This is a genomic window from Streptococcus sp. A22, from assembly GCF_043674215.1.
Lineage (GTDB): Bacteria > Bacillota > Bacilli > Lactobacillales > Streptococcaceae > Streptococcus > Streptococcus suis_V.
In genome coordinates this window covers 47862-63238 of record NZ_JBIMJQ010000007.1, presented here as the reverse complement: position 1 = coordinate 63238, position 15377 = coordinate 47862, and the positions used below count along the sequence as shown (strand labels likewise).

Genomic DNA, 15377 nt, shown 5'->3' with positions numbered 1-15377 from the left:
AAAAAAAACAACCAGATGGTATCCACCTGATTGCTACTATGCTGTCTTTATTTTAAGCTTGGAAAGATGAGAAGGTTCTCCAATTGCTTGTGATAATAATCCTTGTACTTAGAATACACCAAGGTGTGGTTTAGTTGGTCTTGGGTCTTGCCAGGAAAGTCTGAAATGATGCCATCAACCGCTAAATCATCTGCCTGGGTCACGCCAGCTTCATCATTGACTGTCCAGACATAGAGAAATTTCTTGGAGGCTTTGATGTAATCATGTAATTCGGGAGACAGGTCGCTCAAAGGGACGCTGAATCCAGTCAGACCTGGAAATTGCTCCTCAAGGATGGAATTCATAATCAAGACTGTTTCAAATTTAGGTGAGTGGCTGAGGACTCTCTTCATAAATTCTTGGTCAGCTGTTTGTAGTTGATGCTGGCCTTGCTCTAACCGCTGTTGGTATTTTCCTAGAAAGTTTTCTACAATCTGTGGACTGTCTAGCTCAGAAGTTTTGAAATCAATCAGGAGCTTTTGACCAGACTTTTCGGCCTCTGTCAGAATCTGATCAAAGCTGGCGATATGGGCTGTATGCCCCTCTTGATCGGTCAAGCTAATGTTGGTTAGAGTACTTAAGGGCAGGTCGTGTGGCCGATAGTGGAGCCCTGTCCAGCCGGATAGATTAGGGTCGTGAAAGACCACATATTCCAAATCTGCTGTTTCCCAGATGTCAATTTCAATGTAGTCAAACTTGCTTTTGCTGGAAATTTGGAAGGCCTCGAGACTATTTTCAACTGCGCTAGGACCGTTGAGGGCCCGGTGGGAAATGACCTGTGGAGACTTTGGGATAATCAGTCTGGCCTCTTGTTTAACAAGGTAGAAGACTGGAAAGACGGGTAGCCAGACGACCAGTAAGGAAGCTGGTTTCCACCAGGTGAATTTTTCGTCAAAAATGACTTTCCACCAGAGCCAGAGCGAGAAAGACAGGATCAGAACAAGGCCACTATAGAGCAGGGCGAAGAGAATGAAGTAAATTTCTTGCACATGCTGGGGAAATCTTTCTGTCAGATGTGCTTGGAGATAGTAATTGGCCAGACTGACAGAGTACCAAAGTCCCAGGGCCAATAGGGGGACCAGGAGTCCAATGGCTAATTTTTTCCATAGGGGTCTTTGTATTTTTCGTTTTCGGATGTTTGATTTGATAGATTGCTTCATGCTTGCGGAACTTTCTGATTTTACGTACTAGCTTATTATACTTTAAAACCATCAAATAATCTACTATATTTTTGAGAAACCTAAGCGCAATTGGTGTGGGGAATCAGATGAAATTCTTCTCGGTCAACCAGGCGCGGATAACAGAGAGGGTTTTGTCTTGGAATTTGCCGGATTCGTACATGTGGTCGGCTCCTGTTAGGGATACGAGCACTGATTCGGCGTAGTTCTGAGCTGTTTTTCTGGCGATGGCGGATACGGTCATCTTGTCTTCGCTGCCCGTGATGACCAGGACTGGACCCGAAATCTTGCTGAAATCCACATAGCCTGCTCTGCTTTTGTCAAAGAAAGGAAAGGCCATCTGAGTGTAAACCTTGCCGGATTCAGGAACCAGGGTCTTGAAGATATCCTCCTTGAGGCTAGGATCCTGGACGTTGAGGCAATAGGTGAAAAACTCATCCTTGTATGGTGGCATGGGCTTTTTCCAGAAGCCCCAGCGCAGGAAGTGGCGGATGAAACAACGAATCATGGTTGGATAGAGGGCAAAGATGTCGGCAGTAGGGGCAGGTCCCATGAGAATCATGCCGGAGATTTCTGTGCGCTCGGCGACCATTTGTGCCAAGAGACAGCCAAGGGAATGCCCTAGTAGTAGAGGAGGCTCTTCCAGACTTTCGACCAGGGCAACCAAATCATCAGCGTAGTCGGTCAGGCTGACGGCACCAACCTTTTCCATCACTTGCTCATAGGGTAAGTCGTGGTAGCGCAGGCTAGGCGTGTGAACAATGATGCCCATTTTTTCTAATTTTGTGGCAAATTCTCCCCAGACAGCCCCATCGCACCAGGTTCCGTGAATCAAGACCATATGTTTCATAAACTTTCCTCCAATCATTTTTTCCATTATAACATGTTTGTCATCTGCTTGTGAGTCAGCTGTAACAGTTGTCATATTTATTTAAGGCTTCTTCAAGCTTTCTGTCTTAGGATAGATAGGGTAATATCCGAACCCACCTTTATAGCTCGGCAGCTTTATTTTTTATATAAATGTGCTTCGCTTTGGTATATAGGTTCTAGAAGAAAGGAAGTATTGAAATGAATACATTTTTTGCAAACAAGAAGTTGAAATTGGGAATCGCTGCAAGCTTAGTTGCAGGTATGGTCATGCTGGGACAATCCTCGGCAAGTGCAGATACCTTTGATTCCTATGGTCCGCGCTATCTGGGAGAACATCCAGCTCCAATCTACCAATCATTTGGAGTGGCTGATAACAGTAGCGCTGTCATTTCGGAGACGGTCTCTACAGCCTCTACGACCTATAGTTCCGCTGTAACGACCACTTATACTGCCAACACCTATCCAGTCGGCCAATGTACCTGGGGTGTAAAGGAGCTAGCGCCATGGGTAGGTAACTATTGGGGCAATGGAGGTGATTGGGCAGCAAGTGCTGCGGCTCAGGGCTATACGGTTGGGACAACTCCTCAGGTAGGTGCCGTTATCGTATGGACAGATGGTGGCTATGGACATGTGGCTTATGTGACAGACGTAGCAGCTGACGGGACCATTCAGGTGATGGAATCGAATTTTAATGGCAATATGTCCATTGGAAACTACCGTGGATGGTTTAACCCGACGACTACCGGGGCAGGTACGGTTAGCTATATCTACCCACCAGCGGATGCTTAGGTAAGGGATAGGAAAGAGGTCTTGGCCTCTTTTTGCTTTCCTATCTACAGCAGCTGATTTTTGGAGCCAAGAATGATATACTAAGAGTGTAGCGTTTTCACTAATTTATACATTTCTCGTCGTTGAAAGGAGACATGATGAATAATTTTCGTTTACAGATTCCGACAGACATCCGTTTCGGACGTGACCGCTTAGCTGAATTGCCAGAGGTCTTGGAACAATTCGGCAAGAAGGTACTTTTGGTCTACGGTGGTGGCTCCATCAAGCGCTCTGGTCTCTATGATAAGGTTACGGCCTTGCTGAAAGACAATGATTTTGAGTGGGTGGAGCTGGCAGGTGTCGAGCCCAATCCGCGGATTGATTCAGTCCGTGAAGGTGGAAGGTTGATTCGCGAAAATAGCCTAGACATGCTTTTGGCTGTCGGTGGCGGTTCAGTCGTTGATGCCAGTAAGGTTATGGCTGCGGCAGCTTATTACGATGGTGATGCCTGGGATTTGGTCAAAAATCCTCGCCTGATTGGCCAGGCAGTTCCGATTGTAGATATTCTGACGCTGGCGGCAACTGGTACAGAAATGAACCGTGGGGCTGTGATTTCCAATATGGAGACCAATGAAAAATTGGGTACAGGTGGCTGGGAGCTCATTCCGCGGGCCTCTTTCTTAGATCCGACCTTGACTTACACGGTTTCAAAATGGCAGACGGCAGCTGGTACGGCGGATATGATGAGCCATCTTTTTGAGCAATATTTTAATCGCACAGTTGGAGTGGATGTTCAGGATAGCATTGCAGAGGGCTTGTTGAAGACGGCCATCAAACATGGTCCGGTGGCTCTTGCAGAACCAGAAAATTATGAGGCGCGTGCCAACTTGCTTTGGACCTCGACCCTGGCTTTGAATGGCTTGGTTGCTAGTGGACGTGCGGGCGGCTGGACTTGCCATGCTATCGAGCATGAATTGTCGGCCTATTATGATATTACGCACGGTATTGGTTTGGCTGTCTTGACACCGCGCTGGATGAAATTCTGTGTTGATACTGATCCGACGACACATGCGAAATTTGCAACTTATGCCCGCAATGTTTGGGGACTGACAGAAGGTTCAGATGAAGAATTGGCTAGACAGGCTATTGAGAAAACCTACCATTTCTTCAAAAATGAGATGGAAATTCCGATGACCTTGCCTGAAGTAGGTATCCCAGTCCAAGATTTGGTGAGAGAAATGAGCGAGCAGGCTGTGTTGCATGGTCGCTTGGATGGAAATGTTTTTGTGACTCTTTCAGTGGACCATGTGGAAGAGATTATTCTTGCCTCCTTTGTGGAGATGGAGGAGTTTTAGGCCTAAGTAGGTTTAAAAAGAGCACGAGAGCTATTTTGTGAAAAAATCGATTAAAAACGCACCAAATTTGGTGCGTTTTGTGTTACAATAAAACTAAGAATAGGGGGAAAGGCTATGATTGGAGACAATATAAAATCACTACGCCATACACACGATTTAACACAACCAGAATTTGCGAAAATGGTGGGGATTTCACGCAATAGCCTGAGTCGCTATGAAAATGGCACCAGCACCGTATCAACAGAGCTTATCGACCGCATTTGTCAGAAATTTAACATCTCTTATGTCGATATTGTAGGGGAGGACAAGATGTTAACACCTGTTGAAGATTACCATCTGACTTTAAAAGTAGAAGTGATAAAAGAACGAGGAGCAGCCATTTTATCACAGCTTTATAGATATCAGGATAGTCAAGAGATTGCTTTTGATGATGAAGCGAATCCTTGGATTTTGATGAGTGATGACTTGGCTGAATTGATCAATACGAAAATTTACCTTGTCGATACCTTCGATGAAATCGAGCGTTACAATGGTTATTTAGATGGTATTGAGCGGATGTTAGAGATGGTGCATCATCGGGTGGTGGCTTAATGAGATTGGAAGAATTTAGTGAGGCTGACTTTCAGAAGGCTTTACAGCGAACCATTCGGGCTTTAACCCGAGGAAAGATGATTCCAGATCGATCGAAAGCTATTTTGCTTGGAGGACAAAGCGGGGCTGGTAAGACGACTATTCATCGTATCATGCAAAAGGAATTTCAAGGTAATATCATTATCATTGATGGTGATAGCTGCCGTTCTCAGCATCCCAACTACTTAGCCCTGCAAGAAGAGTATGGCAAGGACAGCGTGGACTATACCAAGGGATTTGCAGGAAAAATGGTAGAACAGTTGGTTGACGAACTCAGCACGCAGGGTTATCATTTGCTGATTGAAGGGACTTTGCGTACCACTCAAGTTCCTCGTCAGACTGCTCAATTACTCCGTTCTAAAGGTTACCAAGTTTCTTTAGCTGTAATTGGTACCAAACCAGAGCTTTCTTATCTCAGCACCTTGATTCGTTACGAAGAACTTTATGCCATCGATCCGACTCAGGCTAGAGCAACACCAAAAGAACACCATGATGGGATTGTAGAGAACTTGGTGGATAACTTGAGGGAGTTAGAAAGTGAGAAACTCTTTGAACGAATTCAAATTTACCAAAGAGATAGAACTTGTATATATGATTCTGAATCAGATGAAGGTTCCGTAGCAGAAGTGTTACAAGAGTGTCTCTTTGGAAAATGGAGTAAGGTAGAGGAAGAGATGATGAAGTTTGGACAGGAACGGTTGAGGGAGTTTAAAAAGTAGTTAATTTTCTAATTGATAATTCTTCTAGGAACAGTAATTCGCATTATATTATCGAATGGGTGGTTTGAATTGTTCAAAATTCCAACATATTCTTGTTTATTTTTGATATAATGTAAAAAAACAACAAAGGATTAAACATGAATAAACGAGAACGACTAGAAGAAATTACACGATTGGTAAACAAAAAAGGCACAGTTCGAATTTCTGAGATAGTAGAATTGCTAAATGTTACTGATATGACTGTTCGACGTGATTTTATAGAGTTGGAAGAGCAAGGTGTTTTAACAAAAATCCATGGCGGTGCTAGAAGCAATAAGGCTTTTCAATATCGGGAATATTCTCATTCTGAGAAACACATTCAAAATAAGGAAGCCAAGCAAGAGATAGCGGAAAGGGCAGCACAACTGATAGAAGATGGAGACACGGTATTTTTAGGTCCAGGAACAACAGTGGCCTTTCTGGCTGAGACCATTAAAAATCCTCGCCTAACAGTCATCACAAACTGTATGCCTGTTTTTACCATCTTATCACAAAAGAAGACTGAGGATTTTCAAGTCTTTCTCTTGGGGGGAGAATATCGTCAAGTGACAGAATCTTTTGTAGGAGAAATTACCAATACAAGTTTAGAAAAAATGCGATTCAGCAAGATTTTCTTTTCAGGTAACGGACTTAAGGGGACTGATGTCATGACCTCTACCCTAGCTGAAGCCTATACGCAAAATATTGCCATTAAACATTCTTTAGAAAAATATCTACTGCTAGATGCCTCGAAAATTGGAAAAGATGATTTTACTTCTTTTTGTGATTTGAATGATGTAACTGCTCTAGTGACCGATATGAATGCAAAGGATGAAAATTACCAATTATTAAGTAATCGCATTGAAATTATTTCTACAAAATCATAAAGTTATCAAAACCAACACTGAGATGTTGGTTTTTTTGTTTGTATACGAAAAAAATAAACAAAAATAAAACAAAATATGTTGACTTTGTGTTTGTTTGGTTGTATAATTTAAACATAAAAAGCGAAAACGCTTTTCTAAGTTTTGCAAAACAAAGATTTTCTGCCAAATATGGCTACAACTTTCTATTTTTGTTAGGAGATAGGTTATGACAATCATTATCGGTGCTGATCCAGCAGGTTCAAAACTAAAAGACGTTATTAAAGATTATTTGCTAGAAAAATCATATGACTTTAAAGATGTCAGTGATGGAAGTGATTTTGTTGATACAACTTTGGCAGTAGTTGCAGAAGTTAATCAAGAGGAAGAAAATCTTGGCATTGTGATTGATGCTTATGGTGTTGGTCCATTTATGACCGCAACTAAAGTCAAAGGCATGATCGCTGCAGAAGTTTCAGACGAACGTTCTGCCTATATGACAAGAGGACACAACAATTCGCGTATTATTACAATCGGTAGTGAGATTGTAGGAGAAGGAATTGCTAAAAATATCGTTAAAGGATTTGTTGAAGGTGAGTATGATGGTGGCCGTCACCAAATTCGTGTCGATATGCTAAATAAAATGTGCTAATTGTTGTAAACAAAGGAGAATAAGAGATGAAAATTGCAATCGGTTGTGACCACATTGTAACCTATGAAAAAATCGCTGTGGTAGATTATTTGAAAAATCAAGGATATGAAGTATTGGACTTTGGGACTTATGACAATGTTCGTACTCATTACCCAATCTTTGGTAAAAAAGTTGGTGAAGCTGTTGCAAGCGGACAAGCAGATTTGGGAATTTGTATTTGTGGAACAGGTGTTGGAATCAACAATGCTGTAAACAAGGTACCTGGTGTTCGATCAGCCCTGGTTCGTGATATGACCTCTGCACTCTATGCAAAAGAAGAGTTAAACGCCAACGTCATTGGTTTTGGAGGAAAGATTACGGGCGAGCTGCTCATGTGTGACATCATTGAAGCCTTCATTAAAGCAGAATACAAACCAACTGAAGCAAACAAACGTTTGATTGAAAAGATTGCAGCAGTTGAAACGCTCAATCAAGAGCAGGCTAATCCAGAGTTCTTTACGGAATTTCTTGAAAAGTGGGATCGTGGAGAATACCACGACTAGGAGGCTCACATGATTTTGACAATCACTTTAAATCCGTCAGTTGATATTGCCTATCAATTGGATACTTTTCATTTGGATACGGTCAATCGAGTAGAAAAAGTTCAAAAAACAGCTGGAGGCAAGGGGCTCAATGTCACACGAGTTTTGAAACAAATTGGTGAAGATGTTGTAGCAACAGGCTTTATTGGCGGTGAGATTGGAAGCTATGTCAAGAAACAACTAACTCGAAATGATGTTAAAACCTCCTTTGTGGAAATTGGGAGCGAAACACGTAACTGTATTGCGGTTCTTCATGATGGCAAACAGACGGAGATTTTAGAACAAGGTCCAACTATTCAAGAACATGAAGCCTTGAATTTTATAGAACATCTTGAAATCATCCTGAATAATGTAGATGTAGTTGTCATTTCAGGAAGTTTGCCTAAGGGACTTGCTAGTAACTACTATGTTAAAATAATTGAACTTTGTAAAAAATGCGGTGTGGCTGTTGTTCTGGATTGTTCTGGTGAGGCGCTGAAAAACGTTTTAGAAAGCCAGCAGAAGCCGACAGTTATTAAGCCGAATACAGAGGAGTTATCACAACTGATTGGTAAAGAAGTTACTGATGATATTCAAGAGTTAAAATCAGTTTTGTCTGATCAACTTTTCCAAGGAATTGATTGGATAGTCGTCTCATTAGGGGCACAGGGGGCTTTTGCCAAGCACAATGACAAGTTCTATCGTGTGAAAATCCCAAAAATCAAAGTCGTCAATCCAGTAGGATCAGGAGATTCAACTGTTGCAGGTATTGCAGCAGGTTTGGTCCATGCTCTACCCGAAGCAGAATTATTAAAAAATGCTAATGTTTTAGGCATGTTAAATGCCCAGGAAGAACAGACGGGTTACGTCAATTTAGAAAATGCAGAATCGTTGTATTCTCAAATCGAAGTCGAAGAGGTATAATATGGTAGCAACAGCAGATAAAAGAAAATACATGGAAAAAGTAAGCAATAAAGCAGGTATTATTTCAGCTTTAGCATTTGACCAACGTGGAGCCCTGAAAAAAATGATGGCAAAACATCAGACAGAAGAACCTACTGTGAAGCAGATGGAAGAACTAAAGAAACTAGTTTCAGAGGAATTAACACAGTTTTCTTCCTCAATTCTATTAGATCCTGAATTTGGTTTGCCAGCATCACGCGCCCGTGACGAACAGTGCGGTTTGCTCCTAGCTTATGAAAAAACTGGCTATGATACCAGCTCTACTAGTCGCTTACCAGATTGCCTAGTGGAGTGGTCTGTAAAACGACTAAAAGAAGAAGGGGCAGATGCGATTAAGTTTCTACTCTACTATGATGTTGATGGTGATCCATACGTCAATCTTCAAAAACATGCCTATATTGAACGCTTGGGTTCAGAATGTCAGGCTGAAGGTTTACCATTCTTTTTGGAAATTTTGAGCTACGATGAAACGATTGAAGACAATGCTAGTGTTGAGTTTGCTAAAGTTAAACCTAGAAAAGTAAATGAAGCCATGAAAGTATTTTCGGATGAACGTTTTGGAGTAGATGTTCTCAAGGTAGAAGTACCTGTGAACATGAATTTTGTAGAAGGCTTTGGAACAGGGGAAGTCGTTTATACAAAAGAAGAAGCAGCCGAATATTTCCATCAACAAGAAGCATCAACTCATTTGCCTTATATTTATCTAAGTGCAGGTGTTTCTGCAAAACTCTTCCAAGATACTCTGGTGTTTGCGCATGAAGCAGGTGCTAAATTTAACGGTGTTCTCTGTGGTCGTGCAACATGGGCAGGTGTTGTGCCAGTCTATATTGAACAAGGTGAAGAAGCTGCACGTGAATGGTTACGTACTGTTGGTCGTGAAAATATTGAGGGACTTGATGCAGTCTTGTCTCAAACAGCAACTTCTTGGCTAGAAAAATAATTGAAAAAATAACCATTTTCTTAAAAGAAAGGGTTTACATTTTCTGAGAATATGCTATAATAATCTCATCAGCAAGAATAGAGTGGATTGTAACTAATTCGATTAGGCAAGACTACAAATGGATTTGAGAGTAGGATATTCTCGGTTTGTTTGTAGTCTTTTTTTGCTTAAAAATATAGGAGGGATACATGTTTAGGATTATACAGTCACTAAATAATAACGCTGCACTGGTGAAAAATGAACATGGGGAACAGGCAGTCGTGATGGGATTAGGTATAACCTTTCAAAAGAAGAAAGGGGATTTAATTGTTAAGGATAAGATAGAAAATATCTTTTCGCTAAAAAATGATGAAGCCAAAGAAAATTTTCTAACCTTATTAAAAGATATTCCCTTAGATTTTATTTCAGCAACCTACACGGTTATCAATCATCTTGTAGCAACGTATCATTACCCTGTACAAGAATATCTCTATGTGACACTGACAGATCATATCTATTGTGCCTATCAGGCGGTTTTAAAGAATACTTATCAAGAAAGTAAGCTACCCAATATTTCAGCCGAATATCCATTGGAATATAAAATGGCGCGTGAAGCCTTAGCTATGTTTCGTGAAAAGTTGCTAAATGATTTTCCAAATGATGAGATTGGTAAAATTGCACTTCACTTAATCAATGCAAAGGGTGAAACGATTCATCCCACAAGTGAAGAACATGACATCAGTAAGAAAATTATTGCTGAGGTTGAACAAATTTTGATAGAAAATGGGATTAAACGCACAAAAGAAAATAGCAATTTTTATGATCGCTTTATGATTCATCTGTCCTATTTTCTGAATTACTTAGATAGGTCCCATCAGTCAAATGAATCGATTGCTAGTTTGGAACAGTATATCAAGCTCCAGAATCCAAGAGCTTACCAAATAGGTAGTCAGATTTTTGAGATGATTACATCATTGGTTGATGAACCTGTAAATGACAGTGAAAGGTTCTATATTGTATTACATATTCAACGGTTATTGTAAATCATACTCTTCGTAAATCCAATTCAGACGTTGTTGCCTCAACTTGATGAACTTTAGTTCTATCTGCGTTATATCGATACGAACTCGTTCGTCTTATTTCCAACCTTCAACAGTCTATTCCTAGACTGTTGAAGCTAGTCTGAATGGTATTTCCATTGAGTACATAAAAAATAGGAGGTTCATATTATGAACAGAGAAGAAATTACTTTATTAGGTTTTGAGATTGTTGCATTCGCTGGTGATGCTCGTTCTCGTTTGATGGAGGCGCTGGCTGCTGCTCAAAAAGGTGATTACGCAAAAGCAGAAGAACTAGTTGAAGCTGCCAATGCTTGTATTGTTGAAGCCCACCATGCTCAGACAAGTTTGTTGCAGAAAGAAGCGGCTGGTGAGGATTTAGCCTTTAGTGTGACGCTCATGCATGGTCAAGACCATCTCATGACCACATTATTATTGAAAGACATGATGAGTCATATGATTGAACTGTACAAACGAGGTGATAAGTAATGAATAAATTGATTGAATTCATTGAGAAAGGGAAGCCTTTCTTTGAAAAGATTTCGAGAAACCCTTATTTAAGGGCTATCCGTGATGGCTTTATTGCAGCCATGCCAGTTATTTTGTTCTCAAGTATCTTCCTATTGGTAGCTTTCGTGCCGAATATCTTTGGATTTACTTGGTCTGATGAAGCAGTTGCGGCTATCATGAAACCTTACGGTTACACAATGGGGATTGTAGCTGTCCTAGTTGCAGGAACGACCGCAAAATCTTTGACAGATGCGTTTAACCGTCAATTGCCAAAAACCAATCAAATCAACTTCATTTCAACCATGATTGCTTCAATTTCAGGTTTCCTATTACTGGCTTCTGATGGTATTGAAGGTGGATTTGCCAATGGTTACATGGGAACTAAGGGACTTTTGACAGCCTTTCTAGCTGCCTTCATTACGGTTAATATCTATAAGGTCTGTGTGAAAAACAATGTTACCATTCGTATGCCAGACGAAGTTCCACCGAACGTATCCCAGGCATTTAAAGATGTGATTCCATATGCATTGTCTATCTTTGTCTTGTATGGAATTGATCTTGTGACACGTCAATTCCTTGGAACAAACGTTGCTGAGGCTATTCTGAAATTATTTGAGCCTCTATTTACAGCCGCAGATGGTTATGTTGGTATTACCATTATCTTTGGTGCCTATGCTTTGTTCTGGTTTGTAGGGATTCATGGTCCATCTATTGTGGAACCAGCAATTGCAGCCATTACTTATGCCAACATTGAAACCAACTTCCAGCTTCTACAGGCGGGACAACATGCGGATAAAATCCTGACTTCAGGTACTCAAATGTTTATCGTGACAATGGGTGGTACAGGTGCTACCTTGGTTGTGCCATTCATGTTTATGTGGTTGACTAAGTCTAAACGAAATAAAGCAATTGGACGTGCTTCAGTTGTTCCAACTTTCTTTGGTGTAAACGAACCGATTTTGTTCGGTGCACCACTTGTACTCAACCCAGTATTCTTTGTTCCATTCATCTTAGCTCCAATTGCTAACGTATGGATTTTCAAATTCTTTGTTGATACGCTTAAAATGAACAGTTTCAGCGTTAACTTGCCATGGACAACTCCAGGACCATTGGGGATTGTAATGGGAACAAACTTTGCTCCACTTGCCTTTGCACTAGCTATCTTATTGGTAGTTGTCGATGTACTTATCTATTATCCATTCTTGAAAGTTTACGATGAGCAGATTCTCGCTGAAGAACAATCAGGGAAAGTTGAAAATAGCTTGAAAGAGAAAGTGGCAGCTAATTTCAATACTGCCAAAGCGGATGCTATTCTTGAAAAAGCTGCAGTCGACACCGAAATTTCTGAACAAACAAATGTTTTGGTACTTTGTGCAGGGGGTGGTACAAGTGGATTGCTTGCCAACGCTCTAACGAAAGCTGCAAAAGAATATGGTGTTCCAGTTACAGCTACAGCAGGAAGCTATGGGGCGCACCGTGAGATTTTGCCAGAGTATCAATTAGTCATCCTTGCACCTCAAGTAGCATCAAACTACGATGACATTAAACAAGAAACCGATGCATTGGGTATTAAACTTGCCAAAACTGAAGGGGCTCAATACATTAAACTCACACGTGATGGTCAAGGTGCTCTTGACTTTGTCAAACAACAGTTCTAGAACCTGTATTCACAGTTCAGCACTTCCATCTAAGGCTAGTTTTTCAGCTACTCATCGTTAGTTTTTTTCAAAATACAGTCAGTATTCCCTCAAAAAACTGCCTTGATTAGCGAAAAACTATCTCTTATATACAAGCACTTCACTTGTGAATACAGGTTCTTAATCAAAAGGGGAGGGAGTAATAAATCTCCAACTCCTCCCCCTTTATTTATTTTTGATAGAAGAAGGTAGGCATATGGTTAAAACATTACCAAAAGATTTTATATTTGGTGGAGCAACTGCTGCATATCAAGCAGAAGGTGCCACAAAGACAGATGGAAAAGGTCGTGTTGCATGGGATAAGTATCTAGAAGATAATTACTGGTACACTGCGGAACCAGCTTCTGATTTTTATAATCGTTATCCAGTTGATTTAGAACTAAGTGAACAATTTGGGGTAAACGGAATTCGTATTTCAATTGCGTGGTCTCGTATCTTCCCAACAGGCTTTGGAGAAGTGAATCCAAAGGGGGTAGAGTTTTACCATAAATTATTTGCGGAATGCCATAAACGTCACGTAGAACCATTTGTAACGCTTCACCATTTTGATACACCAGAAACGCTACATTCTAATGGTGACTTTCTAAATCGAGATAACATTGAACACTTTGTCAATTATGCAGCGTTTTGCTTCAAAGAATTCCCTGAAGTTAATTACTGGACAACCTTTAATGAAATCGGCCCAATTGGTGACGGTCAGTATCTTGTTGGGAAGTTCCCACCAGGTATTCAGTATGACCTAGCTAAAGTATTCCAATCTCATCACAATATGATGGTTTCACATGCCAAGGCAGTTAAGCTCTACAAGGATGCTGGTTATAGCGGAGAAATTGGAGTCGTCCATGCATTGCCAACGAAATATCCTTATGATCCAACCAATCCAGACGATGTCCGTGCAGCGGAGCTTGAAGATATTATTCACAATAAATTTATCCTAGATGCAACATACTTGGGTTACTATTCTGAAAAGACTCTTGAAGGTGTTCGCCATATTCTGAAAGTAAATGGTGGGGAATTAGACCTTCGTGATGAAGACTTCGCTGCCTTAGATGCTGCAAAAGATTTGAACGACTTCTTGGGCATCAATTACTATATGAGTGATTGGATGAGAGCTCATGATGGAGAAACGGAAATCATCCATAATGGTAAAGGTGAAAAGGGAAGTTCTAAGTATCAAATCAAAGGAGTTGGTCGTAGAGAGTCCCCAGTTGATATTCCAAAAACGGACTGGGATTGGATTATCTATCCGCAAGGTCTTTATGATCAAATCATGCGTGTGAAAAATGACTATCCAAACTATAAGAAAATCTACATCACTGAAAATGGTCTCGGTTATAAAGATGAATTTGTAGATGGTACAGTCTATGACGATGGTCGAATTGATTACGTGAAAAAGCATTTAGAAGTGATTTCAGATGCTATCTCAGATGGTGCCAATGTTAAAGGGTATTTCATCTGGTCCTTGATGGATGTATTTTCTTGGTCAAATGGATACGAGAAACGATATGGATTGTTCTATGTTGACTTTGAAACCCAAGAACGCTATCCAAAGAAAAGTGCTTATTGGTATAAAAAAGTAGCAGAAACACAGGTTATTGAATAAAAATAATACAAGGATGCCTAGCTCAAGTTAGCATCCTTGTTTTCATATAAGGGAGGCAGTTTTTATGTTCGAATTAAAAAATGAGAACTTAACAGTACAATTTTCTGAATTAGGTGGGCAAATTACTTCGATAAAAGACAATGATGGTGTCGAATATCTTTGGCAAGGGGATCCGACCTATTGGAGCGGTCAAGCACCAGTTCTATTTCCGATTTGTGGAAGTTTACGAAATGATTGGGCTATCTATGAACCTGCAGAAAGACCGACATTTACAGGCACAATTCCAAGGCATGGACTTGTACGAAAAATGATGTTCAAAAATGTAAGGAGAACCGAAAATTCTTTGGAATTTTCTATTTCATCAAATGAGGAAACCGTAAAAAATTACCCATTTGAATTTGAACTTTCCATTAACTACTCACTACTTGGCAATACAATCCGAACTGAATATCGGGTGAAAAATCTTGAAGGACATAGAAAACTACCTTACTTTATTGGGGGGCATCCTGGTTTTAATTGTCCTTTGTTGGATGGTGAGAGTTATGAAGACTATTATTTAGAATTTGAAAAAGTAGAATCTTGTACGGTACCTAGAAGTTTTCCAGAAATTGGCTTACTTGATCTGCGAGATCGTCGGCCATTCTTGGAAAATCAAAAGATCTTGGACTTGTCCTATCAACTGTTTGAGTACGATGCCGTAACATTGGATCAATTAGCATCACGAAAGGTAACCTTGAAATCCAAAAATCATCAGAAGAAACTTTCGATTGCATTTGATGATTTTCCATATTTAGTGATTTGGTCAACTACAAATCAGAGTCCCTTTATCGCATTAGAACCATGGAGCGGACTCTCTACATCACTGGAAGAATCTGACATATTCAATGCCAAACGAAATATTAGTTACGTTGCTCCAAAAAAAGTTGATAAAAAACATTTTGATATTATTATTGAGTAACCTTTTGAAAATGTTTG

At 40.4% G+C, this 15377-nt stretch carries 15 protein-coding genes and 1 pseudogene; 14 read left to right on the top strand and 2 right to left on the bottom strand.

What is annotated here, in order from left to right; all coding sequences use genetic code 11:
• Positions 1-47: 47 nt before the first annotated feature.
• Entirely contained in the window at positions 48-1199 is a 1152-nt protein-coding gene (locus ACHBHN_RS04425) for a glycerophosphodiester phosphodiesterase family protein (protein ID WP_172068324.1), read from the bottom strand.
• Between the two features lie 103 nt (positions 1200-1302).
• Positions 1303-2067, bottom strand: a complete 765-nt coding sequence (locus ACHBHN_RS04420; protein ID WP_394733685.1) for an alpha/beta fold hydrolase — start codon at positions 2065-2067, stop codon at positions 1303-1305.
• Between the two features lie 461 nt (positions 2068-2528).
• Between ACHBHN_RS04420 and ACHBHN_RS04415 the strand changes: the two are divergent.
• The 14 genes and pseudogenes from ACHBHN_RS04415 to ACHBHN_RS04350 form a co-directional block, all read left to right on the top strand.
• Positions 2529-2876 (top strand): annotated as a pseudogene (locus tag ACHBHN_RS04415) (CHAP domain-containing protein); the annotation flags it as partial.
• A gap of 137 nt (positions 2877-3013) precedes the next feature.
• Positions 3014-4210 carry an iron-containing alcohol dehydrogenase gene (locus ACHBHN_RS04410; RefSeq protein WP_105123018.1) on the top strand — a complete coding sequence of 399 codons (1197 nt, stop codon included), beginning with the start codon at positions 3014-3016 and terminating at the stop codon, positions 4208-4210.
• Between the two features lie 114 nt (positions 4211-4324).
• Positions 4325-4801: a type II toxin-antitoxin system antitoxin PezA gene (pezA, locus tag ACHBHN_RS04405; protein WP_105123017.1), complete on the top strand. Its 477-nt coding sequence runs from the start codon at positions 4325-4327 to the stop codon at positions 4799-4801.
• Positions 4801-5559, top strand: coding sequence for a type II toxin-antitoxin system toxin PezT (gene pezT / locus ACHBHN_RS04400; RefSeq protein WP_105123016.1), 759 nt, complete (start codon positions 4801-4803; stop codon positions 5557-5559). Before pezA ends, pezT begins: the two co-directional genes overlap by 1 nt.
• A 137-nt stretch (positions 5560-5696) precedes the next feature.
• Positions 5697-6464, top strand: a complete 768-nt coding sequence (locus ACHBHN_RS04395; RefSeq protein ID WP_394733684.1) for a DeoR/GlpR family DNA-binding transcription regulator — start codon at positions 5697-5699, stop codon at positions 6462-6464.
• Positions 6465-6669: 205 nt separating this feature from the next.
• The gene (gene lacA / locus ACHBHN_RS04390; protein WP_024389016.1) at positions 6670-7092 is read left to right on the top strand and encodes a galactose-6-phosphate isomerase subunit LacA; all 423 of its coding nucleotides are present in this window, start codon (positions 6670-6672) and stop codon (positions 7090-7092) included.
• A 26-nt stretch (positions 7093-7118) separates the two neighbouring features.
• Positions 7119-7634 (top strand): galactose-6-phosphate isomerase subunit LacB, encoded by a 516-nt coding sequence (gene lacB / locus ACHBHN_RS04385; RefSeq protein ID WP_002941130.1) that lies wholly within the window; start codon positions 7119-7121, stop codon positions 7632-7634.
• A gap of 9 nt (positions 7635-7643) precedes the next feature.
• The gene (locus tag ACHBHN_RS04380) at positions 7644-8576 is read left to right on the top strand and encodes a tagatose-6-phosphate kinase (protein ID WP_394733683.1); all 933 of its coding nucleotides are present in this window, start codon (positions 7644-7646) and stop codon (positions 8574-8576) included.
• A gap of 1 nt (position 8577) precedes the next feature.
• A complete protein-coding gene (lacD, locus tag ACHBHN_RS04375; protein ID WP_394733682.1) occupies positions 8578-9555 on the top strand; it encodes a tagatose-bisphosphate aldolase in 978 nt (325 codons plus the stop codon).
• Positions 9556-9743: 188 nt separating this feature from the next.
• Positions 9744-10577, top strand: coding sequence for a PRD domain-containing protein (locus tag ACHBHN_RS04370; RefSeq protein WP_394733681.1), 834 nt, complete (start codon positions 9744-9746; stop codon positions 10575-10577).
• A gap of 186 nt (positions 10578-10763) precedes the next feature.
• Positions 10764-11081 (top strand): PTS lactose/cellobiose transporter subunit IIA, encoded by a 318-nt coding sequence (locus ACHBHN_RS04365; protein ID WP_003048451.1) that lies wholly within the window; start codon positions 10764-10766, stop codon positions 11079-11081.
• Positions 11081-12760, top strand: a complete 1680-nt coding sequence (locus ACHBHN_RS04360) for a lactose-specific PTS transporter subunit EIIC (RefSeq protein ID WP_002941140.1) — start codon at positions 11081-11083, stop codon at positions 12758-12760. The genes ACHBHN_RS04365 and ACHBHN_RS04360 overlap by 1 nt, the downstream gene beginning before the upstream one ends.
• Positions 12761-12995: 235 nt before the next feature.
• Positions 12996-14402 carry a 6-phospho-beta-galactosidase gene (gene lacG / locus ACHBHN_RS04355; protein ID WP_105212242.1) on the top strand — a complete coding sequence of 469 codons (1407 nt, stop codon included), beginning with the start codon at positions 12996-12998 and terminating at the stop codon, positions 14400-14402.
• A gap of 64 nt (positions 14403-14466) precedes the next feature.
• Positions 14467-15360 (top strand): aldose 1-epimerase family protein, encoded by an 894-nt coding sequence (locus tag ACHBHN_RS04350; RefSeq protein WP_394733680.1) that lies wholly within the window; start codon positions 14467-14469, stop codon positions 15358-15360.
• Positions 15361-15377 lie beyond the last annotated feature (17 nt).